Origin of the sequence: Streptomyces sp. NPDC044984, from assembly GCF_040646935.1 — a bacterium.
Classification (GTDB): domain Bacteria; phylum Actinomycetota; class Actinomycetes; order Streptomycetales; family Streptomycetaceae; genus Streptomyces.
The window spans coordinates 24,737-47,342 of the sequence record NZ_JBEZBE010000013.1; the positions used below are offsets into that span (position 1 = coordinate 24,737).

Genomic DNA, 22,606 nt, shown 5'->3' on the forward strand with positions numbered 1-22,606 from the left:
CTCTTCGGAGGAGGCCATCATGGGTGAACAGGGACCACTCGCCCCCGGCGAGGCGTGGCGGGCCGTGGCCGCGTGCTTCCTCACTACCTTCGCGCTGCTCTCGCGGCACCGGATCCGTCTGCCGAAGGAGCATGTGGGCGTGCGACTGGGCTTCGCCGACGGCACCGGGGCCCGGGTCTATCGGGAGACCCGCCTCGGCAGCGGCCTGGCGAAGGACCCGTGCACGCTGGTGGTCACCTTCCGGCTGCGCCTGGTGCGCGGACCCGCGCACGCGCTGTTCCGCCGCGAAAGCCTCCTGAACACCCCCCTGTTCGTCGGATTCCCCGGTTTCACCTCGAAGTTGTGGCTGGCCCACGACGAGCGCGACCGCTACCGCGGCGTGTACGAGTGGGACGGCCCGCGGCGCGCCGAGCACTACGCGCGCTCCTTGTGGCGGGTTCTCGCGCTGGTCAGCGTGCCCGGTTCGATCCGGTACGCCGTCGTGCCGGGGCTGCGCCGCGACGACGTGATCGCGGACCCCCGACTCGTCGAGGCCCCGGAGCCAGAGGCCTCCGCGTGGTGGCGCACAGCGGCCGGGACGTGACCACGGCGATGGACGTCCTGGTCGTCGGGGCCGGTACGACCGGCCTCATCCTGGCCCTGCAGGCCCACGCCCACGGAGCACGGGTCCGGGTCGTCGAGCGGCGTCCCGAGCCGTTCCGGCCCTCCCGTGCGCTCATCCTGCATCCACGGACCCTGGAGGTCCTGCGACCGCTCGGTGTCACGGACGCCCTGCTGGAGCCGGCGGACACCGCCCCGAGGGTCCACCTGCACCTCGGCTCCCGCGTCGTCGAAACCGGCCTCGCGGACCTCGCGCTGCCCGACACGGCGTTCCCCCATCTGTCCCTCGTGCGGCAGACGGACGTCGAGACGGTGCTGGCGCGGGCGCTCGCCGGCCGCGGGGTGACGGTCGAACGGGGCACCGAACTGCTCACCGCCCGCGACGACGGGGATGGCGCGCGTGCCGTGCTGCGCTCGCGGCACGGCGTCGAGGAGACCCGCTGCCCCTTCGTCGTCGGCTGCGACGGCCCGGCCAGTGCCGTGCGGGCCTGTGCCGACATCGGGTGGCACGACAGGCCCTACGCCGAAGAGGTGGTCCTCGCCGACCTGGACCTCGGCGGCATGCCCCCTGGTGCCGACGCCCAGGTGTTCGCGGGACGCCGAGGGCTTCTGTTCCTCTTCCCGCTCGGGGAGCAGGCCACCTGGCGGCTGCTGGCCACACGGGCGTCCGCCGGCGGGGCCGGACAGGACTTCGGCCAGCCCGGCCCCGCCGTCCCGGAAGCCGAGCTCCAACGCCTCCTGAACGACACCGGGATGACAGCGCGAATCGAGCGTCTCGCCTGGTCGGCGCGGGTTCCGCTGCAGTGCGGCCTCGCTCGGCGGTTTCGCCGGGGGCGGCTCTTCCTCGCGGGGGACGCGGCCCACAACTACTCGCCGGCCACCGGCCAGGGCATGAACGCCGGTATCCAGGACGCGGTGAACCTCGGCTGGAAGCTCGGCTTCGCGGCGAGTGGATCCGGGGGCGGGTTCGCAAACGGGTTCGATGCCGAAGTGCTGCTCGACTCCTACGACAGGGAGCGCAGAGCGGCTGCCCATCGACGGCTGCTCCTGACGCACACCGCGTTCTGGGCGGAGGCGTCGACGGGCCGGCTCCCCTCGTGGCTGCGCGCGGTGGCCGTTCCGCGCGCGGCTCCCGCCGTTCCCGTGCTCCTCGGCCGGCGACGACTGGTCGCCGAGGCCGTCCGTGTCATCTCCCAACTGCGCGTGAATTACCGGCACAGTCCCCTGTCGGTGGAGGGAACACCGCCCCTGAGGGGGGCTCCTCGCCCGGGAGACCGCCTGCCCGACGCGGCCGTCAGCGTCGGAGGACCTGCCCAGCGGCTGCACGGACTGCTGGCCCGCCCGGGTGTGCACCTGCTGCTGCAACGCGACGCCGCTCCACCGCCGGACACGGCCGACCCTCGGGTGACCGTCCTGCGGCTGTGGAACAGCCCCGGCCGTGGTCTGGTGGCCGTCCGCCCGGACGGGCACGTCGGCTTCCGCTGCGGGGCCGCCGACCCAGCCGGGCTGACCGGCTGGCTCTCCCTGATCGGTGCGGCACCGTTCCCGCCCGTCCGGCCATGAGCACCGGACGACGGAGCCTCTCCTCCCGGTCACAGGGGTCCGACTGCCCTGCGGAGCAGACGGCATGAGGGCCCCGGTTGCCCGGGCGTCGGCCCGGGGCGACGGTGGAGGGAGCCGGCCGAGCCGCCAGGGAGTGGGTGACCATGCGAGCCCTCGTCTACCACGGTCCCGGACGGATCTCCTGGGACACCGTCACGGATCCGGCGATCGAGGATCCCGCCGACGCCGTCGTGCGCGTCGGAACCGCGACCGTCTGCGGCACCGACCTGCACATCCTGCGCGGGGACCTGCCCGAGGTGAAGGCGGGGACGGTCCTCGGCCACGAGGCGGTCGGCGAGGTGGTCGAGGTCGGCCGGGACGTCCACCATCTGCGCCCCGGGAACCAGGTGATCGTCTCGTCCGTCTCGGCCTGCGGCCGCTGCCGGCCGTGCCACGACCGCATGTTCGGGCAGTGCTGCGGGGGCGGTGGATGGATCCTGGGGAATCTGATCGACGGGACCCAGGCGGAGTTCGTGCGGGTGCCCTCCGCCGACCACTCCACCCACCGCCTGCCCCCCGCCCTGCCGCTCGACGACGCGGTCCTGCTCACCGAAGTGCTCCCCACCGCCTACGAAGTCGGCGTGCGGAACGGAGAGGTGGGCCCGGGGGACACCGTCGTCGTGGTGGGCGCCGGTCCGGTCGGCCTCGCCACGGTGGCGATCGCGCGGCTCTACTCACCCCGCCGGGTCATCGCGGTGGACCTGTCGGCCGCCCGGCTGGAGGCCGCCGTCCGCATGGGCGCCGACGCCGCCGAGGTGCCTGGGAGGATGATCGCCGAGCTGTACGACGGGCCCGGCGCCGACGTGGTCGTCGAGGCGTCGGGCGAACCGGAGGGCTTCGTCCTGTGCACACGCGCCGTCCGCACGGGAGGGCACATCGCCGTCATCGGCACGCCTGGCAAACCCGCCACGCTGCACCTCGAGTCCCTGTGGCGCAAGAACGTGACGATCAGCACCGGCCAGGTAGACACATCCTCCACACCCTGGTTGCTGGGGCTGTTGAGGTTCGGGCGCCTGCGCGTGTCCCCGCTGGTCACCCACACCTTCGGCCTCGACCGGGTGCTGGACGCCTACGAGCTGTTCTCCCACGGCACGACGTCCGGCGCGCTCAAGGTCGCACTGCGCCGTGAGTGAAGGGCCCTCGGCCCACAGAAGTCCGGAGATGCGTCCGGAGCCGGGCTCGGTGACTCTGAAGATCAGGGGACAGTGCCGGGAGGAGCGCCCATGCACTGGGAAGCCCTCCTGGAGTTGCGCACCTATCGCTGCCGCGCCCACTCGATTGGCTGCTCCCTGCGGTCCTGCTGCTCAAGGCGGCGGCCCTAGCGGCCCGGGAGGTACCCGAGTTCAACGGCTTCTGGACCGACGACCACTTCGCGGCCGGCGAGGATATCCACCTCGGCATGGCCGTGGCCCCCTATCCGGCGAAGGACTCGTCACCCCCACGCTGCACCACTCCGATGCCTTGGCACTTCCCTGGCTGATGAGCGCCCCGAAGGACCTGGTCACTCGGACCCGGACAGGCGGGCTGCGCGGTTCCGAGATGTCCCGGGCCACGATCACGGTCACCGACCTGGGGGATCAGGACGTGGAGAAGGTCCTCGGCGTGATCCACCCGTCGCAGGTGGCCCTGATCGGTTTCGGGCGCGTGGTCGACCGGCCGTGCGCCGTCGACGGCCTGTTGGGCGTCCGCCCCATGGCCACGGCGTCCCTCTCGGCGAACCACCGGGCGAGGGACGGGCCGTCGGGTCCCGCTACCTCGCTGCGGTCGCCCGTTTCCTGCAGAAACTGGACCATCCGTGAACATGAACAGAACCAACGCACTCGACCTGGTCAGGGAAGCCATCTCCTCCATGATCCCCGACGCAGGCATGGCCGCCCTCGCGCCCGACGACGTGTTCCGCGAGGTGCTCGGGACGGACTCGCTGGTCTTCCTGAGCTGTGTGGAGGTCCTCAGCGAGCGGTCCGTCGTCCACACCCACAGCGTGCGCCGGTCCCCGGCCCAGGGTTCGGTCTGGGCGCGTTCGTCGAGCCGGCGCGCCTCGCCGGGTTCCGTGACGGCCCGGGCCCGGCCCACCGCCAGGACGCTCCAGCCCCGGCTCATGGCCTCGTCGACGTGGTCGACCTCGAAGGCCACCTCGCTGCCGGCCGCCGTCGCGGGGGCGGCGTCGGGCGCGGTGCGGAAGGCGATCTCCCCGTCGGCCACCTCGTAGTTGACGGGGAACACGGCAGGACCGTGCGGCGTGGCCAGCGAGATCCGCCCCACGCCGTGTGTCGACAGCAGGGCCCGGCACTCCCGCTCCCCGAGATCCTTCAGGCGGGGGTGGAGCAGCGCCCTCCTCTGCCCCGGTGGCCGTTCCCGGCCGCCTCCCTGCAGTTCGAGGAGGGTGGTCCCCAGTGCGTCGGCCAGGCGGACGAGGGTCCCGAAGCCCGGGTCGGACGGGTGCGTCTCGAGGTAGTCGAGGTAGGCCGGTGACATACGGGCTCGGCGGGCGGTCTCCTCCAGGCCGAGGCCCTTCCGTCGGCGTGCGGCCGCCAGCCTCCGCCCGATGTCACCGGGGCCGCCGGCGACGGCTTCGGTGTCCGCGGCCCCGGTGGCAGCCGCGTCGCCCGTCACCGGTGCGTCCGGTGCCTCCCGTTCCGCACCGAGGTGGTGGAGGTGGGCGTCCGGCCCGGGGAAGACCAGCGTGACGTCGCCCGTGTCCGACCAGCGCACGTCGTACGGCGGTGTCCCGTCGTTGTGATGGAGGCCGACGATCTCCCCGTCCCGCCGGACGACGCCGGTGGCCGGGCTCTCGGCGATCAGCCGGTCGCCAAGGTGGGCGTGCATGACGGCGCCCCCTTTCCTCTGTGTCGATCCCACTCCAGGATCACGCCGGAGCGACGCCCGCACCAGGTGGCCGAGGCTCCCCGGCCAGGACGAGAAGGCTCTTCGTCCCACGTGAGGGCTCAAGTCCGCGTGACCGGCACCGGGGGCCGTCGTCACCGAGTCGCTGCCCCTGCCCGTCGGAATCAGCGCGGCGGGCCGGGCATCACGTGCGGGAGGACTCCGGCTCGGACGACGCGGGGCTTTCCTCGCGGTGGAGGAAAGCCCCGAGGAGGTCGCCCACGGGGTGGTCGGCCTCGGCGGGGTGGCGCAGGGCCACGGTCGGGTCGATGGTGTAGCGGTTGCGGCGGCCCACCCTGGTACGGGTGAGGTATCCGGCGGCCTCGAGGTCGGCGACGATGAGCTGGACGGCACGTTCGGTGATGCCGATGCCCGTGGCGATGTCACGCAGCCGCGTCTCGGGATCGCGGGCGATCTGCAGCAGGACGCGGGCGTGGTTGGTCAGAAAGGTCCACTGATCACCACGGGAGGAAGACACGCTCATGAATCCCCATCATACGAAGCGGGATTCGCGTATCAAACATATGCGAAGAATGATTGACGAAAAAAAATTCGCGTAATTCTTGACGGGTTCGTCGTGGGCGAGTGACGCTTGAGTCATCCCCCGAAACCGCCCGCACTTCCCGAAGGGGGCCGCTGTGTTCCTTCAGCCCTTGGCTCGTCCCGTGATCCCTGCCGAACGGGTCCCACCGGTTCCTCCGCCACGTCCGGTGACCGCTCTCCTGGCGGACTCCGTCCAGGACATCGCCGTCATCGACACCGCGCTGCGACTGGCCGTCCCGCGTCGGGCGCCTCTGCTGCTCGTCGCCGTCCTGCCCGCGCACGCCCGCTCATCCGTCACCGCCGAGGCGGACACGCACGCGGCCCGTGTGGTGATGGGCCGGGTGCTGCCCCGGGTGCGGCAGGCCGGCCTGGACCACATTCCCGTCGTCCACCGCGTCGCGCCGCGCGGCACTCGACTGCGGGCGGCGGGGGCGGTACTGGACGTCGCCGCCCGCCACCTGTCCTCGGTGCTGGTGGCCGCCGCCCGGGGACCGGCCGGACTGGACGCCCACGTCCTGACCGAGGCCTCCGCCCTGCGGTGCGGCCCGTTCGTGCACACCGTCGCGCCGACGGCCTGGACTCCGTTCCCGACTCTGCGGCGCCGCCCCGGCTCGATGGGCCGGCCTACAGCATCGGGCACGGCATCGTGATGCGCTGCCCGCCGATGTGCGGGGCACCGCCTTCCGGCCCTCGTCGGCGCCACCGCACCGCCCACAGCCGACCACCCGCGAGACCGGGGAGGTGATCGCCCAGGTGAACCAGCGGCCCGGACCCGGCTCCCCTCCGTACGTGCCAGGGTCCGGGGACCGCCCCTTCCTTCCCCTCTCCCGCTCGAGGAAGCCGATCGACCATGAATGAGCTTTCGTTCACCGTCCCGCTGTGGGTCTGGGCCGCGGTCACCCTCGTGATCGCCGTCATGCTCGCCGTCGACCTGATCGCCCACCGTGACAACCACGTGATCGGCTTCAAGGAGGCCGCGGTCTGGAGCGGGATCTGGATCGCCATCGGCCTCGCCTTCGGCCTGGTGCTGCTCGTGTGGCAGGGCGGAGAGGTCTCCTCCACCTACTACGCCGGCTACCTGATCGAAAAAGCCCTGTCCATCGACAACGTCTTCGTCTTCGCGCTGGTCTTCTCCTTCTTCGCCGTCCCAGACGCCTACCAGCACAAGGTCCTCTTCTGGGGCGTCCTCGGCGCCCTCGCCGCCCGGCTGGTGTTCATCTTCGTCGGCGCCGAACTGCTGCAGCTGTTCTTCTGGACCGCCTACCTGTTCGGCGCGTTCCTGATCTGGACCGGCTACAAGATGGCGGTCTCCAAGGACGAGGAAGTCCACCCCGACCGCAATCCCGTGGTCCGCCTGGTCCAGAAGATCGTCCCCACCGATGCCCGCTTCCACGGCGACCGGTTCTTCACCAGGATCAACGGCCGGCGGGTGGCGACGCTGCTGTTCGTGGCCCTGGTCGCGGTGGAGGCCACCGACCTGATCTTCGCCGTCGACTCCGTCGCCGCGATCCTGGCCATCACCACGAACACCTTCATCGTGTGGACCGCCAACGCCTTCGCCGTCCTCGGCCTGCGCAGCCTGTACTTCTGCCTGGCCGGACTGCTGCGCCGCTTCGCCTACCTCCACTACGGACTCGCGGTGCTGCTGGCCTTCGCGGGCGTCAAGCTCATCCTGTCCGAGACTCCCGTCGGCAAGCTGCCCATCCCCCTCACCCTCGGCGTCATCACCGTGACGATCACCGTGTCCATCGTCTGGTCCCTCATCGCCACTCGCGGCCAGAACACCGGCACCGCACCGGACACCACGAAGGCCGGCGCCCCGAGCAGCGTCTCCGCCCCACTGCAGCAACCCGCCGCCCGCCACCGTGGCGACGAGGACGCGCCATGACCGCCCTCAAGTCCTCTCACAGCCCTCCCGCTCGCCACCGCCCCGCACCTCTGCCGGCGGCCCAGAAGCGCGCTTCCCTCTCCGCGAAGAACTGCCGGATGAACCTGAGGTCATGGCGCGCTTCGAGGAGCTCCTTGCCCCCGAAACGGAATACCTCGTAGCCCTTGAGCCGAAGAGCACGGTCCTCCGCGACCATCTCCGAATAGAGGTCCGGCGCCGCCACCCAGCACCCCGAGCCCTTCGGGACCTCCCGCGCGTAGTGATGCTTGCCGTCGACCTCGATCACGATGCGCACACCTCCAGGCAGCAGAAGCAGGAAGTCCATCCGCTCCCTCGCAAACCGCCGCGGTTTGCTGAGGATCTCGCGGTGCCGCCGGGTGAGTGGATCGAAGTGCACGTAGACCTGGGGCAGCAGGGCAGGTTGCGACATGCCATCGGGATCGGCGTAGCGGCTGGCGAAGGCGAAGAACACGAACCTCTCCGCCTCAGAGGCGAGCGACGCGTGCAGCCTCTGGTAGAGCGATCGGGCGACCTCACGCTCGGCCACGCCGTTCATGCCCGTCTCCGCCCTCCACCAATCAACGAGATCACCCCAGGTGAGGCCGGCATCCGTCAGCGGACGGTCGTAGACCAGGCAGCTGTCCGCGTGCTCGACGATCTCGACAGCACCGTCTATGAGGTGGCTCATCACGATCTCCGGCTTGTGACCGGTGGATGCGAAGACGATGTTCTTGAGCCCCCCGTCGACACCCCTGATCCCGCTCGCCTCGACTCCTGCCGCATCCAATTCGTCGAGCGAGGCCCAGATCGGTGAGAACAACTCGTTCAGATACCCGCGGCGTGCCGCCCAGCTTCCTCCCATGTCATTACGGCTCCAGTAGCCCTGAAAGCTGCGGAAGTCCCTGAAGGGAGGGCTGAAGGGTATCCCGAGCCTTCTGAGCACAGCCTTCAAGCTGCGGAGGGTCCTCAGCTATCTCGTCCTCTTGCAGTCGGACAGCCTTGCTCCTACAAGGTCGGCAGCATCGTCTCGCCCATTGCCAGGGCGTCGTCGCCAAGACGGCCGACAGCCTGGACGCGGTCAGCGCCATGGACACCGAGTTCGACACCGGCTTGATCACCCTGACGACCGCCACAGAGCCCGGCCAGCTGTTGCGCGCCTCGATCCCCTCTTTGCACACCTCTCGCCCCGCATACAGCGGGGCCGCTTGCATAACATGAGGAACGTGACAGTCCGTACACAGCTCCGCCGTACGCGACCGTCCTTCGGACGGTGGCGTGCGCTGCTGCTGCTCGGGCTGCTCGCCGGTCTGCTCGGCATGCACGCCCTCGGGCCTGCCGACGCGGTCGCGGCAGGCGGCCATTCGCCACATCACTCCCCCGCCGTCACGACACACGCGGGTACGGGGACGGCCGACGAGTTCATCTGTCACGGCCCCGAGAGCAGCGACGGGCACACACAGCACGCCGATGCCACCTGCGCGTCCGGGGCGGTCGGCGCGGGTCCGGTTCTGCCCCCGCTGATACCCGACCCCGTCGGTCCGGCCCCATCCGCCGATCACCTGCCCGGCGCCTTCACCGCCACACCCTGGGGCGGGCGTGCCCCGCCCACCCTGGCCGAACTGCAACTCCTGCGGATCTAGGACAAGGCCGAGCCGTACCCGCCCCACCGTCAGGGCGGATACGGGGCTCAATCGTGTCCCGCGCCGACCGGCGCGCCCACCTTCGTACCTCGCAGGAGTACACCCATGACCAGCACCCGTTCCCTCGTCCGCCGTGCCGCCCTGGGCGTCACGGCCGTGACCGCCGCCCTCGTCCTCGCCGCCTGCGGCAACGGCGACGCCCCCTCCGACACCGGCTCCGGCACGCAGACGTCCGCCCCGACGAGCGCCGAGGACACCGCCGGCGCCCACAACGACCAGGACGTCGACTTCGCGCAGGGCATGATCCCGCACCACCAGCAAGCCCTCCAGATGGCACGGATGGCCCAGAGCCGGGCGTCCTCCGCCGAGGTCAAGGATCTCGCCTCCCGGATCGAGAAGGCCCAGGCCCCGGAGATCGAGACCATGTCCGGGTGGCTGGAGGCATGGAGTGAGGACGTACCCTCCGACATGCCCGGCATGGATCACGGCGGGCATGGTGACGACGACTCCTCCGACATGCCCGGAATGATGGGCGCCGAGGACATGGACCAGCTCATGGAGGCGTCCGGCCATGACTTCGACACCATGTTCCTGACCATGATGATCGAGCACCACGAGGACGCCGTGGACATGGCCGCCACCGAGAAGGACAAAGGCCGGTACGGGCCGGCCAAGACCCTGGCCGACGACATCATCACCGCGCAGACCGCCGAGATCGAGGAGATGAACAAAATCCTCGACGAGAGCTGACGCCTCACGGCGGGCGACGGGGCGGGTCCCCTGTTCCGTCGCCCGCTTCACGATCCTCGTCGCAACCTGTGAAAAACCTCAACACGAAAGTTCACTCCCGCGCAACCGCGCCGGTCGAGCAGGAAGTATTCACCGGCAGACGGTGCACTCCAGGAAGCGGAACCCGCGCGCTCAACCGCGGAGATCCCCTGCACCACGCAGCGGGACGCCATCGCCGCGGCCCAGCCGGCTCTCGACCGATGCCTGTCAGCAGCTGCGAGGAGACCCTCACAAGATGGAGCCGCGCTCAACCGGGGATGACATGGAACGGAGCGTCGAGAAGCCACTTGACTGCCTGAGGGCCAGCCCGTCACCAGCTTCGACCGGGATGCGACTCGCTGGCGGTACGCGGCTGCCGAGGCCGCTTGAGGGACCGGGTGACGCATCGTTGCTTCCGAAGGGGAGGCTCCAGGGCTCAGGTTGCTTGGCGCAAGGTCCGAAGCACGTACCCGCCTGCCAAATACACCGCTTGCCGGATCCCCACGAGCAGCACACATCGTCATGCGTGAGCGGCCGCCACGGGACAAGCCCGCCGGCTCCAGAGCCGGCATCAGCGAAGAGCTGTGGCGCCGAGGGCCCTCGTGAAGGGGGCGGATGGAGAGGACGCCACCCCGCCACCCACCTGACGATCCGTCAGGAAAGTCGGCAAAAGGTCAGCATTGGTTCGGCTGAAGCTGCCCGCAGGCGCCCATACCTTGAGAACTGCGGACAGCTTCAGAGGCGCCCGGGAGGCAGGAACGAAGGCCCGCGCCAGGGGATGGCCACGTCACCGGGCAGGCGTGGCAGCGATCCTGACCCCCTTGGTTCAAACCCCACGTTTCCGCAGGTCAGCGCTTCTTTCCTCGCGGCTTCAAGGGTGCGTTCGGCAGCTCCGGCGCGGGCAGCGGAGCCCCGTCGTAGCCGTGCACCTCGCCGAAACGGGTTCCCCTCATCCAGTCCTCGCGCGCCTGGACGATGTCGTCATGTGACCGTCCGATGAAGTTCCACCACATGACGATCTCCTCCTGGAAGGGCGGCCCGCCCAGGAGCAGCAGCCGGGCCGGGTCGCTCGCCCGGTTGGCCAGGGTGAGGGCGGTGCGACCCGGGGGCGCGTATCCCAGTTCGGCCGGTCGCAGGGGCGTGTCGGCGAGGAGGACGTCGCCGCTGTCGACGAGGACTCCGTGTTCGTAACCGGGGTCCACGTCGAGGGTCACGCGGGCGCCCGGGTCCAGGGTGATCTCGGCGCCGAGCAACGGGGTGAAGGTGCGCACCGGTGAGGTGTCGCCGGCGAGCGTGCCCAGGAAGACGCGCGCCTCGCCGCCGTCCAGCGTGACCGGGGAGGGGACGTGGTGCTGGAAGTCCCGGGCCGTGTCGCGGTGTTCCGCGGGCAGTGCCACCCACAGCTGCGCGCCGTGCAGGATCCGGGTGCTCCGGGTGGAGACCTCGGAGTGGCTGATGCCGTACCCGCCGGTCATGAGGTTGAGTTCGCCGGGCCGGACGAAGGCGTGGCTGCCGAGGCTGTCGCGGTGTTCGATCTCACCGCTGAACAGCCAGCTGACCGTCTGCAGGCCGGTGTGCGGGTGCGGCGGCACCCGCATGCCGCCGGACTCGGTGATGTCGTCGGGACCGTAGTGGTCGGCGAAGCACCACGCCCCGATGAGGGTGCGCGCCCGCTGGGGCAGGGTCCGCCGCACCCGCATGGCCCGGGGGCCGCCGAGGGGTACGTCCCTCGGGGTGAGGATCTCGATGCCCGGCGGGGGCGGTCCGTCGACGTCCGCGCCGCAGAGCGCCTCCGTCGGGTGCGTTTCCGTGTTGCTCATGTTCCGATCCTCCACCACCACAGAAAAGTTCGGAATTCAACTTTAATGGGTACGATCATAAGGCGAGCGTGCCGGGATCGCGCGCCGACGGCCGTGAGCCGACGGCCGTCCCCGGGAATCCGCAGGTGAACCGTCTGCGAAAATGGGCGCGACCGCTCGTCGCACAACGGGAGCCCGCACGGTGTCACCACAGCACGAAGCCCCCACGACCTCCGCGGCCTCCGGGGGCCGCGAGGACCTCAAGGCCGACTGCGCCAACTGCTTCGGCCTGTGCTGCGTGGCCCTGCCCTTCGCCCGCTCCGCCGACTTCGCCGTCGACAAGGCCGCGGGGCAGCCGTGCTCCCACCTCCGGGCGGACTTCCGCTGCGGCATCCACGAGCGGCTGCGCGACGAGGGCTACTCCGGCTGCACCGTCTTCGACTGCTTCGGCGCCGGGCAGAAGGTCTCGCAGGTCACCTTCGGCGGCACCGACTGGCGCCGGGCGCCGGAGTCCGCGCGCGCCATGTTCCAGGTCTTCCCCGTGATGCGGCAGCTGCACGAGCTGCTCCACTATGTCACCGAGGCCCTCGGGCTCGCCGCGGCCCGCCCCGTCCACCGGGAGCTGCGCAAGGCGCTGGCCCGGATCGACGGCCTGACCCGCGGCAGCGCCGAGTCGATCACCGGGCTGGACGTGAACGCGCTGCGCGGCGAGGTCAACCCGCTGTTGCTGCGGGCGAGCGAACTCGCCCGGGCCCGGGTCCCGGGCCGCAGGAGGAACCACCGCGGAGCCGATCTGATCGGTGCGCGGCTGTCCGGCGCCGACCTGCGCGGGGCGAGCCTGCGCGGCGCCCTCCTCGTCGCCGCCGACCTCGGCGGGGCGGATCTGCGCGACGCCGACCTGATCGGCGCCGACCTGCGCGACGCGGACCTGCGCGGTGCCGACCTCACCGGCGCCCTCTTCCTCACCCAGGCTCAGCTCGACGCGGCCCGGGGCGACGCGGCCACCGTGCTGCCCCCTGCCCTCAGCCGGCCCGCCCACTGGTAGGCGCGGGCGGTCCCGACAGTCCGGCGAGCACCTTGTCGGGGGTCAGCGGGAGTTCGCGGAAGCGGACGCCGGTGGCGTGGTGGACGGCGTTGCCGATGGCGGCCGCGCTGCCCACGTTGCCGATCTCGCCGATCCCCTTGCTGCCCATCGGGTTGAGGCGGGTGTCGTCCTCCTCGATCCAGTGCGCCTCCACGGCGGGCACGTCGGCGTGCGCGGGCACGTGGTACGACGCCAGGTCGGACTCGGCGAAGTCGCCGAACGCGGCGTCCATCGTGCTGCCCTCGGTCAGCGCCATGCCCAGCCCCATGACCATGCCGCCGATGAACTGGGAGCGCGCGGTACGGGCGTTGAGGATCCGTCCGGCGGCGAAGACACCGAGCATCCGGCGCACCCGGACCTCGCCGGTGACGGAGTCGACGGTGACCTCGGCGAAGTGCGCGCCGAAGGCGTGGCGGGCGTAGGGGCTCTCGGTGTTCGCCCGGCCCGTCGTGTCGGCGTGGGCGGTGATGCCCTCGTCGGGCAGCCGGCCGGTGAGGCCGCCGAGCCGGCCCGCGAGCCTGGTGCACGCGTCGTGCACGGCCCATCCCCAGGAGGCGGTTCCGGAGGACCCCCCGGCCAGGGACGCGGACGGCAGGTCGCTGTCGCCGATGTCGGCCCGTACCCGGTCCAGGGGCACGCGGAGGGTGTCGGCCGCCACCTGGGCGAGCACGGTACGGGCTCCGGTGCCGATGTCGGTGGCGTTGACGCGGACGACGAAGGTCCCGTCCGGCAGTGCCCGTGCCTCGGCGGTGGACGGCTGCACGAGGACGGGGTAGGTGGCCGCCGCGACGCCCGTGCCGACGAGCAGGGGTCCCTCCGCCCGGGTGCGGGGGCGGGGGTCCCTGCGGTCCCAGCCGAAGCGGCGCGCGCCCTCGCGCAGACACTCCGCGAGGTGCCTGCTGCTGAACGGTTTGCCGCTGTCCGGTTCGCGCTCGGGTTCGTTGCGCAGGCGCAGTTCGACCGGGTCCGTGCCGAGGGCGCCGGCGAGTTCGTCCACCGCCGACTCCAGGGCGTACATGCCGGGGCATTCACCGGGTGCGCGCATCCAGGAGGGACTCGGCACGTCGAGCCGGACCACGCGGTGGAGCGTGCGGCTGCTCGGGGTGGCGTACATGACGCGTGCGGGGACCGCCGCCTGCTCCACGAACTCCTTGATGCGGGAGCTGTGCGTGACGATCTCGTGGGTCAGGGCGGTCAGCCGGCCGTCGGTGTCCGCGCCGAGCCGCAGCCGGTGCAGGGTGGGGGCCCGGTGGCCGACGACGGCGGGGAGGTGGCGGCGGGGCAGGGCGACGGTCACCGGCCGGCCGGTCTCGCGGGCGGCCATGACGGCGAGCACGACGTCGGGGCGCGGGGTGCCCTTGGAACCGAAGCCGCCTCCCACATGGCCGGTGTCGACGGTGATCCGGTCCTCGGGCAGCCCGAACAGCGCGGCGAGCACGGCGCGCACCGCCGTACCGCCCTGGCTGGAGGTGTGCACGACGAGGCGGTCGCCCTCCCACTCGGCCGTACTGGTGTGGGGCTCCATGGGGTGGTTGTGCAGCGGCGGCACACGGTAGGAGACGTCGATCCGGACGGGAGCCGCGGCGAAGGCGCCGTCGGGATCCCCGTACTCACGGCGGGCCGGGTGGCCGGCGTTGGCGGTCTCCGGCTCGTACGCCCCGGGGTGGTCCGCGGTGAGGCTCACGTCGTGCTCCTCCACGGCGTACTCGACCCGGACCGCCGCGGCGGCGGCACGGGCCTCCTCCGGGGAACGGGCGACGACGAGCGCGACGAACCAGCCGCGGTGCGGCACGCGGGGGTCCTGCAGCACGGCCAGGGTGGGGTCGTCGGGCTCGGCGAGCCGGGGAGCGTTCTCGTGGGTGAGGACGGTGAGGACGCCGGGCCGGCCGAGGGCGGCCGTGGTGTCGACGGCCGTCACCCGGCCGCGGGCGACGGTCGCGGGGACCGGCCAGGCGTGGGCGCGGTCCGGCAGGGGGTGCTCGGCGGCGTAGCGGGCGCCGCCGGTGACCTTCTGGCGTCCTTCGCGGCGTTCGGCCGGGGCACCCGGCGCGGTACCGGTGCCGGTCATGAGTCCTCCGTGAGGTGTCGGGTGCGCCGGGCCGGCGGCGCGAGCCGGGTCAGGACGTCCACGGCGAGGTTCCGGGCGAGGGGCACCTTGTGGCCGTTGTCCCGCAGCGGCCGGGCCGCCTCGAGTTCCAGGTCCACGGCGTGGGCGAAGGTGTCCGCGGTCGCCGGGGCGCCGCGCAGCGCGGCCTCGGCGCGCCGAGCCCGCCACGGTTTGTGGGCGAGCGCGCCGAAGGCGAGCCCCACGTGGGCGACGGTGCCGTCGTCCGCCGTGTCCAGGACGGCGGCGACCGACGCCAGGGCGAACGCGTACGAGGCGCGGTCGCGGGCCTTGCGGTAGGCGGAGGGCAGCGACGCCGTGGCGGCCGGCAGCACCACGCCGGTGATCAGTTCGCCGGGCCGGATCTCGGTGTCCCGCTCCGGGTGGTCGCCGGGGAGCCGGTGGAACCGGTCCGCCGGGACGTCCCGGGCGCCCTGGCCGCCGTACAGTTCCACGCGGGCGTCCAGGGCGGCCAGGGCGACCGCCATGTCCGAGGGGTGGGTGGCGACGCAGTGCTCGGAGTGGCCGAGCACCGCGTGGTCGCGGTGGGTGCCCTCCCGGGCGCCGCAGCCACTGCCCGGTGTGCGCTTGTTGCACGGCTTGGAGAGGTCCTGGAAGTAGGGGCAGCGGGTGCGCTGGAGGAGGTTGCCGCCGGTGGTCGCGGCGTTGCGCAGTTGTCCTGAGGCGCCGGCGAGGAGCGCCCGGGACAGGGCGGGGTAGCGGTCGCGGACCAGGGGGTGGGCCGCGAGGTCGCTGTTGCGGACGGTGGCGCCGACGCGCACGGAGCCGTCGGGCAGTTCCTCCACCGTGTCCAGCGGCAGCCGGCTGACGTCGACGAGGACGCCGGGGCGTTCCACGCCCAGTTTCATCAGGTCGACGAGGTTGGTGCCGCCACCGAGGCAGCGCGCGCCGGGATGCGCGGCGAGCGCCTCGACCGCCTCCTGAACGGTGCCGGCCCGTACGTATCCGAAGGATTTCACTCAGATCACGTCCCGCACGGCCTCGACGATGTGCGGATAGGCGCCGCAGCGGCACAGGTTGCCGCTGAGCCGTTCGCGGATCTCGGCGGCGTCCAGCGGGACGGGGCGTCCCGAGGGGGTGGCCGGGTCGGTGACGTGGGACGGATGGCCGGCCGCGGCCTCGGCGAGGGCGCCGACGGCGGAGCAGATCTGTCCCGGCGTGCAGTACCCGCACTGGAAGGCGTCGCGGTCGAGGAACGCCTGCTGCAGGGGGTGCAGGCCGTCGCCGCCGTCGGCGAGGCCCTCGACCGTGGTGACGTCGCTGCCGTCCAGGGACACGGCCAGGAGCAGGCAGCCGTTGACGCGGCGGCCGTCGACCAGGACCGTGCAGGCCCCGCACTGGCCGTGGTCGCAGCCCTTCTTGGCCCCGGTGAGGCCGAGGTCCTCGCGCAGGACGTCCAGCAGGACCCGCCGGTGGTCGAGGAGGAGGGTGTGCGGCTTGCCATTGACCCTGAGAGTGGTTTCCGAGCGGTGCTCGGTGGTGGGTTCGCTGCTCATGAGGGGGCTGGCCTTCCGGGCGGGCGGCGCTCAGCCGGCGGCGTCGTCGACGCGGAGCCGTACCTGTTCCTCCAGGCGCCGGAGGCTGGTGTCCAGGGCGTCGCCCACGGCCTTCTCCCCCGGGTCGTGGCTGTCGTCGAAGAAGGACAGGTGCACCGTGACCTCGCTGGCCCCGCTACCGATGCCGGCGACCTGCAGCCAGCCGGTGTAGCCGCCCTGCTCGCGCGTGCCCCATTCGAGCCGCATCTGGTCCCGCCGGGCACGCAGCAGCGCGGAGGTGTCCTCGTCGGAGCGGTCCTCGTGCACGGTGACGGCGGGCAGTTCCCCGGCGTGCACGTGCAGGTCCTCGGGCAGCCAGTCACCCATCTGGTCGATGTTGGCCGCCTGGTCGAAGACGTGCTCGGGTGATGCGGGCATCGTGTGGGAACGCTCGTACTCGGTCATGGCGGTACCGTCCTTCGTCTCGGTTGTCCGGCAGGGCCGGGGCTGCCGCGGGGACAGCCCCGGGACACGGCGCTATTCGTTGCCGAAGACCGCCTTCTGCACCTGGTCGGGGCCGTCGAACCGCTTGGTGCCGGTCTGCCCCAGCTTCTTGACGAGGGTGTCGTCCGCGCCGTTGCTCTTCGCCACCGAGACGAGGTCGTCCTTGTCGGCGGGGTAGTCGGCGCCCTTGAGGGCCTTCTGCAGGTCGATCGGGTTGAGGTCGGCCATGGCAGCCTCCCGTGGTGGAGCGGCGCGGCGTGTCCGCGCGGGGAAGTGGCGGGTACCCAGGGCGCCCGGGAGTGATTCAGCCCCGGCCCCCGGCCCTGGACCGAGTAGGCGGCGCCGCCGGTCCGAGTACGCGTACTCAGGCGCGGGGAGCCCGCCGTGCCCGAAGCTGGCCGGCAGGAATCCCGTCTGCCGGAAGGACGTCCCTTGCTCAGCCGTGCCGCCGCCGTCCTGCTGCCGCTGTTCGGGCGGCTCACCGTCACCCGCGAGACCGACGGGCCGTTCCCCGCGGGCAGTGTCTTCGTCGCCAACCACGACTCGATGGCCGATCCGGCGCTCGTGCTGGCCGCCCTGCGCGAGGTGGGCGTGGCACCGGCCGTCCTGGCGACGGCGGGGCTGTGGCGGGTGCCGGTGCTGGGGCGCGCCCTGTCGAAGGGCGGGCACGTTCCCGTGCACCGGGGATCGGCCCGCGCGGCGGACGCGCTGGAGGCCGCGGCGGAGGTGGTGCGGTCGGGACGCCATGTGCTCATCTACGCGGAAGGGGGCCTGCCGTCGCGCCGGGACGCGGGGTGTGCCGCGCCCCGACCGTTCCGTACCGGTCTGGCACGGCTTTCGGCCGCCACCGGCGCCCCGGTCGTCCCCGTGGGCCAGGCGGGGGCCCGGCGGCTGGCCTCCGGACCGGTCGCGAAGCAACTGGCCGGCGTGCTCACCGCTCCGGTGCGCCGTCCGCGCCTCCACGTCCACATCGGCCGTCCCGTGCGTCTGCCGTCCGGGACGGCGGCCGGTACGGAGGCGGCGCACCGGGCGGTCGCCACCGCCTGGCGGCGGGCCGCCCGGGCCGTGGGCGAGCAGGTCCACGACGGCTGACCGGGCGGCTACCGGTCGTCCGGGTCCGTGCGGGCGGCTACCGGTCGTCCGGGTCCGTGCGGGCGGCTACCGGTCGTCCGGGTCCGTGCGGTCGGCCAGGCGTTCGTAGCGCTGCCGGGCGGCCTGCGGGCTGCGCAGGCCGAGGCCGAAGGCGATCTCGGGCCAGGTCATGCCGCGTCCGCGCGCCATCTCGAGGAGTCCGACCTCCAGTTCGTCCATCTCCGCGCGGGCACGCGGCACGAGGCTCAGCGCGGCGGTGATGTCCGCGCGGTCCACCTCGGGTTCGCCGTCCTCGGGCAGCGCGGCGCCGCTGAGCAGGAAGGCCACGAGCCTGACCGCCTCGTGCGGACCGATCACGCCGGGGTGGATCTGGCGGCGGCGCTGTGCGTCCGTGGCCGCGTGCCGCTCGGCGATGCGGAACAGGGAGGCGTGCACCCGTTGCGCCCGTGCCGCGTCGGAACTCGGCGGTGTGAAGGGGTCGTCGGAGTGTTCGTGAGTCTTCGCAGGCATGGCACGAGCATCACAGGATGAACATTTTGTTGTCAACAGAAAATTCTCTCCGGAGGTCGATGACTCCCCGCGCCCCCGCACGTCCACACCTGCGACGGACTCACCCGCCGACCGGGACGCAAGACGAGGGGACAACACACCATGAGCGCCGAGCGGACCACCACGGACGACGCCTTCTCCTACCACCTGACCCGCACGCTGGACGCCCCTGTGGGCAGGGTGTGGCAGGCGTGGACCACCCCGGACCGGTACGCCCGCTGGGCGTACGCCGCTCCCGGCTCCGTCGAGATGGACGTACGGCCGGGCGGCGCCTGGAAGGCCACCGTGGTCACGCCGGACGGCGACGGGTTCCCGCTGACCGGGTCCTACCTCGACGTCGTCGAGAACCGCCTGCTGGTGGTGGGGATGGACGTGCCGGGGAAGCCCGAGCCGTCGGTGATGGCCGCGGAACTCGCCGAGGACGGCGGCCGGACGCGGATCGCGCTCCGCCAGACGTGTGACACGGCGGAGGAGCGCGACATGGCCGAGCGGGGCAGCACCATGCTCCTCGACGGCCTGACCGCCTTCCTGACCGAGGACGCCTGGGCGACGGGCCGGGCTCGCGTGGTCGGACCCGCCCGCCGGTGCGACGCTGGGGTGGACAGGTTCCGAGGACGAGAGCCCTGGAGGGAGACCGATGGGACGGGACGTCCCGGCGCTCACCTTCACCCGCGAGGACCGCCGCCGCTACCGGATCAAGATGCAGGAGTGCCTCGAGACGTTCGCGCAGATGCTGCGCGAGTCACGCTTCGAGGCCGAGCGGCCCCAGGTGGGGCTGGAGATCGAGCTGAACCTGGTCGACGACCGGGCCGAGCCCGCGATGCGCAACACCGATGTGCTGGAGGCGATCGCGGACCCTGCCTGGGCCACGGAGCTGGGCCGGTTCAACCTCGAGATCAACATCCCGCCGAGGCGGCTCACGGCGGGCGGCCCCGACTCCTGGGAGTCCGAGATCCGCGACGCGCTGAACCACGCGGAGGAGCGCGCCAGGTCGATCGGCGCCCGTCTGATCATGACGGGCATCCTCCCCACCCTGCGCCAGGAGGACGTCGGCGAGGGAGCGCTGTCGGAGAACCCGCGCTACCGGCTGCTCAACGACCAGATCTTCGCGGCGCGCGGGGAGGACCTGCACATCGAGGTGACCGGCATCGACCGGCTGCGCACCTACGCGGACACGATCACCCCGGAGGCCGCCTGCACCAGCACGCAGTTCCACCTCCAGGTGTCCCCGGAGCAGTTCGCCGCCTACTGGAACGCGGCGCAGGCGATCGCCGGCGTCCAGGTCGCGCTCGCCGCCAACTCCCCCTTTCTGTTCGGCAAGGAGCTCTGGCACGAGACCCGGATCCCGTTGTTCGAGCAGGCCACCGACACCCGTCCGCAGGAGATCAAGGTGCAGGGCGTGCGGCCCCGGGTGTGGTTCGGGGAGCGCTGGATCACCAGCGTCTTCGACCTCTTCGAGGAGAACCTGCGCTACTTCCCGGCCCTGCTCCCCCTGTGCGACGAGCAGAACCCGGCGGAGACGCTGGAGCGGGGCGACATCCCCGAGCTTGCCGAACTGACCCTGCACAACGGCACCATCTACCGCTGGAACCGCCCGGTCTACGCCGTCGCCCAGGACAAACCGCACGTACGGGTGGAGAACCGGGTGCTGCCCGCCGGCCCGACCGTGGCCGACACCCTCGCCAACGGCGCCTTCTACTACGGACTGACCCGCGCCCTGGTGGAGGAGGACCGTCCGGTGTGGTCACGGATGTCCTTCTCGGCCGCCGAGGACAATCTGCGGACGGCGGCGCGGTACGGCATCGACGCCCGGCTGTACTGGCCCGGGATGGGCGAGGTGCCCGCGTCCGAACTGGTGCTGCGGCGGCTGCTGCCGCTGGCGCACCGTGGGCTGGAGCGCTCCGGCATGGACGACGCCTGGCGCGAGCCGCTGCTCGGCGTCATCGAGCAGCGCTGTGTCACCGGCCGCAACGGAGCGGTGTGGCAGAAGGAGATGTTCCACCACATCGAGGACTCCGCGCGCTGCGGCCGCCACGAGGCGCTGCGGCGCATGACGCAGCAGTACATCGACTACATGCACCTCAACGCCCCGGTGCACACCTGGCCCGTGGACTGATCCGGGCGGACGTCCGGGCGGGTCTCCGGGCCGGGCCCGTACACCCCCGTCCGTCAGCCCGGCCGGCGTCCGGTGTCGGAGTCACCGGGGTCGACCCCGGTGGAGGCGGACTCGTCCTTCGTGCCGCCGGGGCGTGCGGAGCGGCCCCGGCGGCCCGTGCCCCGCCTGCCCTCCTCACCCCGGTCCGCGTACTCCTCGCCCCGTCGCACGTCGCTGCGCGCGACGTCGCCCGGGACGGAGGTGCGCTCCTCCTCGACGTGCTTGCGGCCCGCTCCGCGCGACGGCGCGTGTTCCTCCGCGTGGAAGGAGCGGCGGGCGCTCGGGTTCTCCTCCTGCCGCGTCTCGTCGACGTCCGGGGACCAGCCGTGGTGCGCACTCCCCTGGTGACGGCCGGCCCCGCGGCCCCGTGACGGTCGCGGCGACTTGCGATCCTCGGGCATGTGTCGGCCCACCTGTCCACTCTGTAGGGGCACGTCCCTCAGCACCCCTGCAGTAAAAGCGTCCCACTCCTTGCATTCCGGGTCACGTCGGGTGGTTCGGGGTCGGTCGCGCTCCCTGCCATGCGGACGGAAGCATCACCCGCAAGTGGGCCACGGCGGCGTTCCCCGTGCCCCGGACCGCCGGGAGCGACCCGTACCGGGGGAGGTGTCCGACGCCGTACTGACGGCCGTCGGACGGTTGTTCGCCTCCGGCCACCACTCCCCTACCGCCCGGGACGGGACGCCCACCGTGCCGGGCGCCCGGACCCGGCCCCTTCGTGCCGCGGGGGCACGCGAACGCGGTGCCGGCCGCGATGAAGGCACATCACCTGGGTGCCGATGCCGCCGTCATCGGCGAGGTGGCCGCGGAGCACCCCGGCACGGTCGTCGCGCGGACCAGGCCCGGGGGCACCCGGGTGGTGGACCTGCCGATGGGCGAACGGCTCCCGCGGATCCGCTGACCGGAAGCGGTGTGCCCGGGCGGGTATGCCCAGGCGGGTGTGCCCGGGCGGGTGTGCCCGCCGGCCGTGTGCGGTGTGCGCCGGTGCGCCACCCGGACCGTCCGGGTGGCGCACCGGCGTCAGCGGCCGGCGGTGCGGTCCAGGATCGCGGTCACCTCGCGGCGCACCTCGTCCCGTGCCTCGGCGGGGAGTGACCCCAGGTCGGTACGGTCGAGGCTCTGGAGCACCTGCTCGGCTCCGGTGTGGCACGGGGTGGTCTCGCTGATCACCTCGTAGCCGTCCCGGACGGCGACGAAGAGGCGGCGCCCGCCGTCGCCGTCGGCGTGCACGGCGGTGGCGACGACGAAGGGCGGCTCCCCGCCCGCCTCACCGGCCGCCTTGTGGTATCCGCTGGCCACGGGGTCGCGCCAGCGGATGCCGAGCAGCAGATGGCGCTTGGCCACCACGTCGGCCAGGTCGGTCTCGTAGGTGCCGTCCCGGTCCAGTACGGTCGCCCGCGCGTCCAGGACCAGCGCCGCGGGCAGCAGACAGCGCAGGGTGCTGCCCACGATGTTGCCGCCGACGGTGGCCGTCCGGCGTACGGCGCCGGTGCCCACGGTGGAGGCCGCGCGGCGCAGCACGTCCGGCACCCGGTCGTCCACCTGGTGCAGCAGGACGGCGGCGCCCAGCGCCTCGCGTTCTATGAGGTTGGCCTGGGGCAGCTTGCGCAGGGACATCGCCTGCTCGGGGAAGCCGTCGCGCTGCCAGAGGGCCCACACGAGGGTGGCTCCGCCGACGGGCACCGCTCCTTCGGCCAGATACCGCTGGGCTTCGGACAAGGACGTGGGCAGACGCAACAGCACGACGGTCGACCTGCTTTCCTGAACAGGGCCGGGAAACCACGGCGTTTCACGGGGTGATCACGGGCACTGCATTGTCCGTACCCGTGCGGGGGCGCGTACAGGGCTCACGGGTTCGCCGTTGTGCACCCGTCGGTGACGGGACCTCGCGTTTCCCCG

General features: G+C 72.3%; 22 protein-coding genes and 4 pseudogenes. 14 read left to right on the plus strand and 12 right to left on the minus strand.

Features of this window, described 5'->3' with window-relative positions; translation table 11 throughout:
* The first annotated feature begins 19 nt into the window (after positions 1–19).
* The 5 genes and pseudogenes from AB0A94_RS16130 to AB0A94_RS16150 all read left to right on the plus strand — a co-directional run.
* On the plus strand, positions 20–583 hold the full coding sequence (locus AB0A94_RS16130; RefSeq protein WP_361744693.1) for a hypothetical protein: 564 nt from the start codon (positions 20–22) through the stop codon (positions 581–583).
* On the plus strand, positions 556–2,163 hold the full coding sequence (locus AB0A94_RS16135; RefSeq protein ID WP_361744694.1) for an FAD-dependent monooxygenase: 1,608 nt from the start codon (positions 556–558) through the stop codon (positions 2,161–2,163). Before AB0A94_RS16130 ends, AB0A94_RS16135 begins: the two co-directional genes overlap by 28 nt.
* Positions 2,164–2,306: 143 nt before the next feature.
* Positions 2,307–3,335, plus strand: coding sequence for an alcohol dehydrogenase catalytic domain-containing protein (locus tag AB0A94_RS16140; RefSeq protein ID WP_361744696.1), 1,029 nt, complete (start codon positions 2,307–2,309; stop codon positions 3,333–3,335).
* 167 nt (positions 3,336–3,502) lie between these two features.
* The gene (locus AB0A94_RS16145) at positions 3,503–3,682 is read left to right on the plus strand and encodes a hypothetical protein (RefSeq protein WP_361744978.1); all 180 of its coding nucleotides are present in this window, start codon (positions 3,503–3,505) and stop codon (positions 3,680–3,682) included.
* Positions 3,682–3,882, plus strand: a pseudogene (locus AB0A94_RS16150) (2-oxo acid dehydrogenase subunit E2); the annotation flags it as partial. The gene AB0A94_RS16145 and the pseudogene AB0A94_RS16150, both read left to right, overlap by 1 nt.
* 291 nt (positions 3,883–4,173) lie before the next feature.
* Here the strand turns inward: AB0A94_RS16150 and AB0A94_RS16155 are convergent.
* Together AB0A94_RS16155 and AB0A94_RS16160 are read right to left on the minus strand one after the other, a co-directional pair.
* Positions 4,174–5,028 (minus strand): annotated as a pseudogene (locus tag AB0A94_RS16155) (pyridoxamine 5'-phosphate oxidase family protein); the annotation flags it as partial.
* Positions 5,029–5,230: 202 nt separating this feature from the next.
* Positions 5,231–5,569, minus strand: coding sequence for a helix-turn-helix domain-containing protein (locus AB0A94_RS16160; RefSeq protein WP_361744698.1), 339 nt, complete (start codon positions 5,567–5,569; stop codon positions 5,231–5,233).
* Positions 5,570–5,795: 226 nt separating this feature from the next.
* Between AB0A94_RS16160 and AB0A94_RS16165 the strand changes: the two genes are divergently transcribed.
* Positions 5,796–6,278 (plus strand): universal stress protein, encoded by a 483-nt coding sequence (locus tag AB0A94_RS16165; RefSeq protein ID WP_361744700.1) that lies wholly within the window; start codon positions 5,796–5,798, stop codon positions 6,276–6,278.
* 200 nt (positions 6,279–6,478) lie between these two features.
* The gene (locus tag AB0A94_RS16170; RefSeq protein ID WP_361744701.1) at positions 6,479–7,516 is read left to right on the plus strand and encodes a TerC family protein; all 1,038 of its coding nucleotides are present in this window, start codon (positions 6,479–6,481) and stop codon (positions 7,514–7,516) included.
* Positions 7,517–7,532: 16 nt separating this feature from the next.
* Here the strand turns inward: AB0A94_RS16170 and AB0A94_RS16175 are convergent, their stop codons facing one another.
* Positions 7,533–8,468 (minus strand): hypothetical protein, encoded by a 936-nt coding sequence (locus AB0A94_RS16175; RefSeq protein WP_361744703.1) that lies wholly within the window; start codon positions 8,466–8,468, stop codon positions 7,533–7,535.
* A 271-nt stretch (positions 8,469–8,739) separates the two neighbouring features.
* On the opposite strand from AB0A94_RS16175, the gene AB0A94_RS16180 reads away from it, so the two are divergent.
* On the plus strand, positions 8,740–9,156 hold the full coding sequence (locus tag AB0A94_RS16180) for a DUF6153 family protein (protein WP_361744705.1): 417 nt from the start codon (positions 8,740–8,742) through the stop codon (positions 9,154–9,156).
* 105 nt (positions 9,157–9,261) lie between these two features.
* Complete coding sequence (locus AB0A94_RS16185) at positions 9,262–9,906, plus strand: DUF305 domain-containing protein (RefSeq protein WP_361744707.1); 645 nt, start codon at positions 9,262–9,264, stop codon at positions 9,904–9,906.
* An 866-nt stretch (positions 9,907–10,772) separates the two neighbouring features.
* Here AB0A94_RS16185 and AB0A94_RS16190 read toward each other — a convergent pair.
* Complete coding sequence (locus tag AB0A94_RS16190) at positions 10,773–11,744, minus strand: pirin family protein (protein ID WP_361744709.1); 972 nt, start codon at positions 11,742–11,744, stop codon at positions 10,773–10,775.
* A gap of 181 nt (positions 11,745–11,925) precedes the next feature.
* Between AB0A94_RS16190 and AB0A94_RS16195 the strand changes: the two genes are divergently transcribed.
* Complete coding sequence (locus tag AB0A94_RS16195; RefSeq protein WP_361744711.1) at positions 11,926–12,768, plus strand: pentapeptide repeat-containing protein; 843 nt, start codon at positions 11,926–11,928, stop codon at positions 12,766–12,768.
* On the opposite strand, the gene AB0A94_RS16200 is transcribed toward AB0A94_RS16195, so the two are convergent.
* From AB0A94_RS16200 to AB0A94_RS16220, 5 genes are all read right to left on the minus strand, one after another.
* Positions 12,746–14,875, minus strand: a complete 2,130-nt coding sequence (locus AB0A94_RS16200; protein WP_361744713.1) for a xanthine dehydrogenase family protein molybdopterin-binding subunit — start codon at positions 14,873–14,875, stop codon at positions 12,746–12,748. The genes AB0A94_RS16195 and AB0A94_RS16200 overlap by 23 nt on opposite strands.
* Positions 14,872–15,891, minus strand: a complete 1,020-nt coding sequence (locus tag AB0A94_RS16205; protein ID WP_361744714.1) for a xanthine dehydrogenase family protein subunit M — start codon at positions 15,889–15,891, stop codon at positions 14,872–14,874. Before AB0A94_RS16205 ends, AB0A94_RS16200 begins: the two co-directional genes overlap by 4 nt.
* Entirely contained in the window at positions 15,892–16,428 is a 537-nt protein-coding gene (locus AB0A94_RS16210; RefSeq protein ID WP_361744716.1) for a 2Fe-2S iron-sulfur cluster-binding protein, read from the minus strand.
* A gap of 30 nt (positions 16,429–16,458) precedes the next feature.
* Entirely contained in the window at positions 16,459–16,872 is a 414-nt protein-coding gene (locus AB0A94_RS16215; RefSeq protein WP_361744718.1) for an SRPBCC family protein, read from the minus strand.
* Between the two features lie 72 nt (positions 16,873–16,944).
* Positions 16,945–17,139 carry a DUF2795 domain-containing protein gene (locus AB0A94_RS16220; RefSeq protein WP_361744720.1) on the minus strand — a complete coding sequence of 65 codons (195 nt, stop codon included), beginning with the start codon at positions 17,137–17,139 and terminating at the stop codon, positions 16,945–16,947.
* Between the two features lie 204 nt (positions 17,140–17,343).
* Between AB0A94_RS16220 and AB0A94_RS16225 the strand changes: the two genes are divergently transcribed.
* Positions 17,344–18,003, plus strand: a complete 660-nt coding sequence (locus AB0A94_RS16225) for a lysophospholipid acyltransferase family protein (protein WP_361744722.1) — start codon at positions 17,344–17,346, stop codon at positions 18,001–18,003.
* Between the two features lie 66 nt (positions 18,004–18,069).
* Here AB0A94_RS16225 and AB0A94_RS16230 read toward each other — a convergent pair whose 3' ends face one another.
* The gene (locus AB0A94_RS16230; protein WP_361744724.1) at positions 18,070–18,513 is read right to left on the minus strand and encodes a DNA-binding protein; all 444 of its coding nucleotides are present in this window, start codon (positions 18,511–18,513) and stop codon (positions 18,070–18,072) included.
* Between the two features lie 141 nt (positions 18,514–18,654).
* On the opposite strand from AB0A94_RS16230, the pseudogene AB0A94_RS16235 reads away from it, so the two are divergent.
* Together AB0A94_RS16235 and AB0A94_RS16240 are read left to right on the plus strand one after the other, a co-directional pair.
* Positions 18,655–19,083 (plus strand): annotated as a pseudogene (locus AB0A94_RS16235) (SRPBCC domain-containing protein); the annotation flags it as partial.
* Positions 19,084–19,189: 106 nt separating this feature from the next.
* Positions 19,190–20,668: a glutamate-cysteine ligase family protein gene (locus AB0A94_RS16240; RefSeq protein WP_361744726.1), complete on the plus strand. Its 1,479-nt coding sequence runs from the start codon at positions 19,190–19,192 to the stop codon at positions 20,666–20,668.
* Positions 20,669–20,721: 53 nt separating this feature from the next.
* On the opposite strand, the gene AB0A94_RS16245 is transcribed toward AB0A94_RS16240, so the two are convergent.
* Complete coding sequence (locus tag AB0A94_RS16245) at positions 20,722–21,108, minus strand: hypothetical protein (RefSeq protein WP_361744728.1); 387 nt, start codon at positions 21,106–21,108, stop codon at positions 20,722–20,724.
* 314 nt (positions 21,109–21,422) lie between these two features.
* Between AB0A94_RS16245 and AB0A94_RS16250 the strand changes: the two are divergent.
* Positions 21,423–21,608, plus strand: a pseudogene (locus AB0A94_RS16250) (hydrogenase expression/formation protein HypE); the annotation flags it as partial.
* A gap of 119 nt (positions 21,609–21,727) precedes the next feature.
* Here AB0A94_RS16250 and AB0A94_RS16255 read toward each other — a convergent pair.
* Positions 21,728–22,450 (minus strand): FAD binding domain-containing protein, encoded by a 723-nt coding sequence (locus AB0A94_RS16255; RefSeq protein WP_361744730.1) that lies wholly within the window; start codon positions 22,448–22,450, stop codon positions 21,728–21,730.
* Positions 22,451–22,606: the final 156 nt, after the last annotated feature.

Bases quoted from the DNA above. Each gene is read 5' to 3' on its own strand.
- AB0A94_RS16200 (WP_361744713.1), bottom strand. From the start codon at position 14,875: ATGACCGGCACCGGTACCGCGCCGGGTGCCCCGGCCGAACGCCGCGAA.
- AB0A94_RS16215 (WP_361744718.1), bottom strand. From the start codon at position 16,872: ATGACCGAGTACGAGCGTTCCCACACGATGCCCGCATCACCCGAGCAC.
- AB0A94_RS16220 (WP_361744720.1), bottom strand. From the start codon at position 17,139: ATGGCCGACCTCAACCCGATCGACCTGCAGAAGGCCCTCAAGGGCGCC.
- AB0A94_RS16245 (WP_361744728.1), bottom strand. From the start codon at position 21,108: ATGCCCGAGGATCGCAAGTCGCCGCGACCGTCACGGGGCCGCGGGGCC.
- AB0A94_RS16130 (WP_361744693.1), top strand. From the start codon at position 20: ATGGGTGAACAGGGACCACTCGCCCCCGGCGAGGCGTGGCGGGCCGTG.
- AB0A94_RS16230 (WP_361744724.1), bottom strand. From the start codon at position 18,513: ATGCCTGCGAAGACTCACGAACACTCCGACGACCCCTTCACACCGCCG.
- AB0A94_RS16240 (WP_361744726.1), top strand. From the start codon at position 19,190: ATGGGACGGGACGTCCCGGCGCTCACCTTCACCCGCGAGGACCGCCGC.
- AB0A94_RS16140 (WP_361744696.1), top strand. From the start codon at position 2,307: ATGCGAGCCCTCGTCTACCACGGTCCCGGACGGATCTCCTGGGACACC.
- AB0A94_RS16170 (WP_361744701.1), top strand. From the start codon at position 6,479: ATGAATGAGCTTTCGTTCACCGTCCCGCTGTGGGTCTGGGCCGCGGTC.
- AB0A94_RS16160 (WP_361744698.1), bottom strand. From the start codon at position 5,569: ATGAGCGTGTCTTCCTCCCGTGGTGATCAGTGGACCTTTCTGACCAAC.
- AB0A94_RS16185 (WP_361744707.1), top strand. From the start codon at position 9,262: ATGACCAGCACCCGTTCCCTCGTCCGCCGTGCCGCCCTGGGCGTCACG.
- AB0A94_RS16210 (WP_361744716.1), bottom strand. From the start codon at position 16,428: ATGAGCAGCGAACCCACCACCGAGCACCGCTCGGAAACCACTCTCAGG.
- AB0A94_RS16190 (WP_361744709.1), bottom strand. From the start codon at position 11,744: ATGAGCAACACGGAAACGCACCCGACGGAGGCGCTCTGCGGCGCGGAC.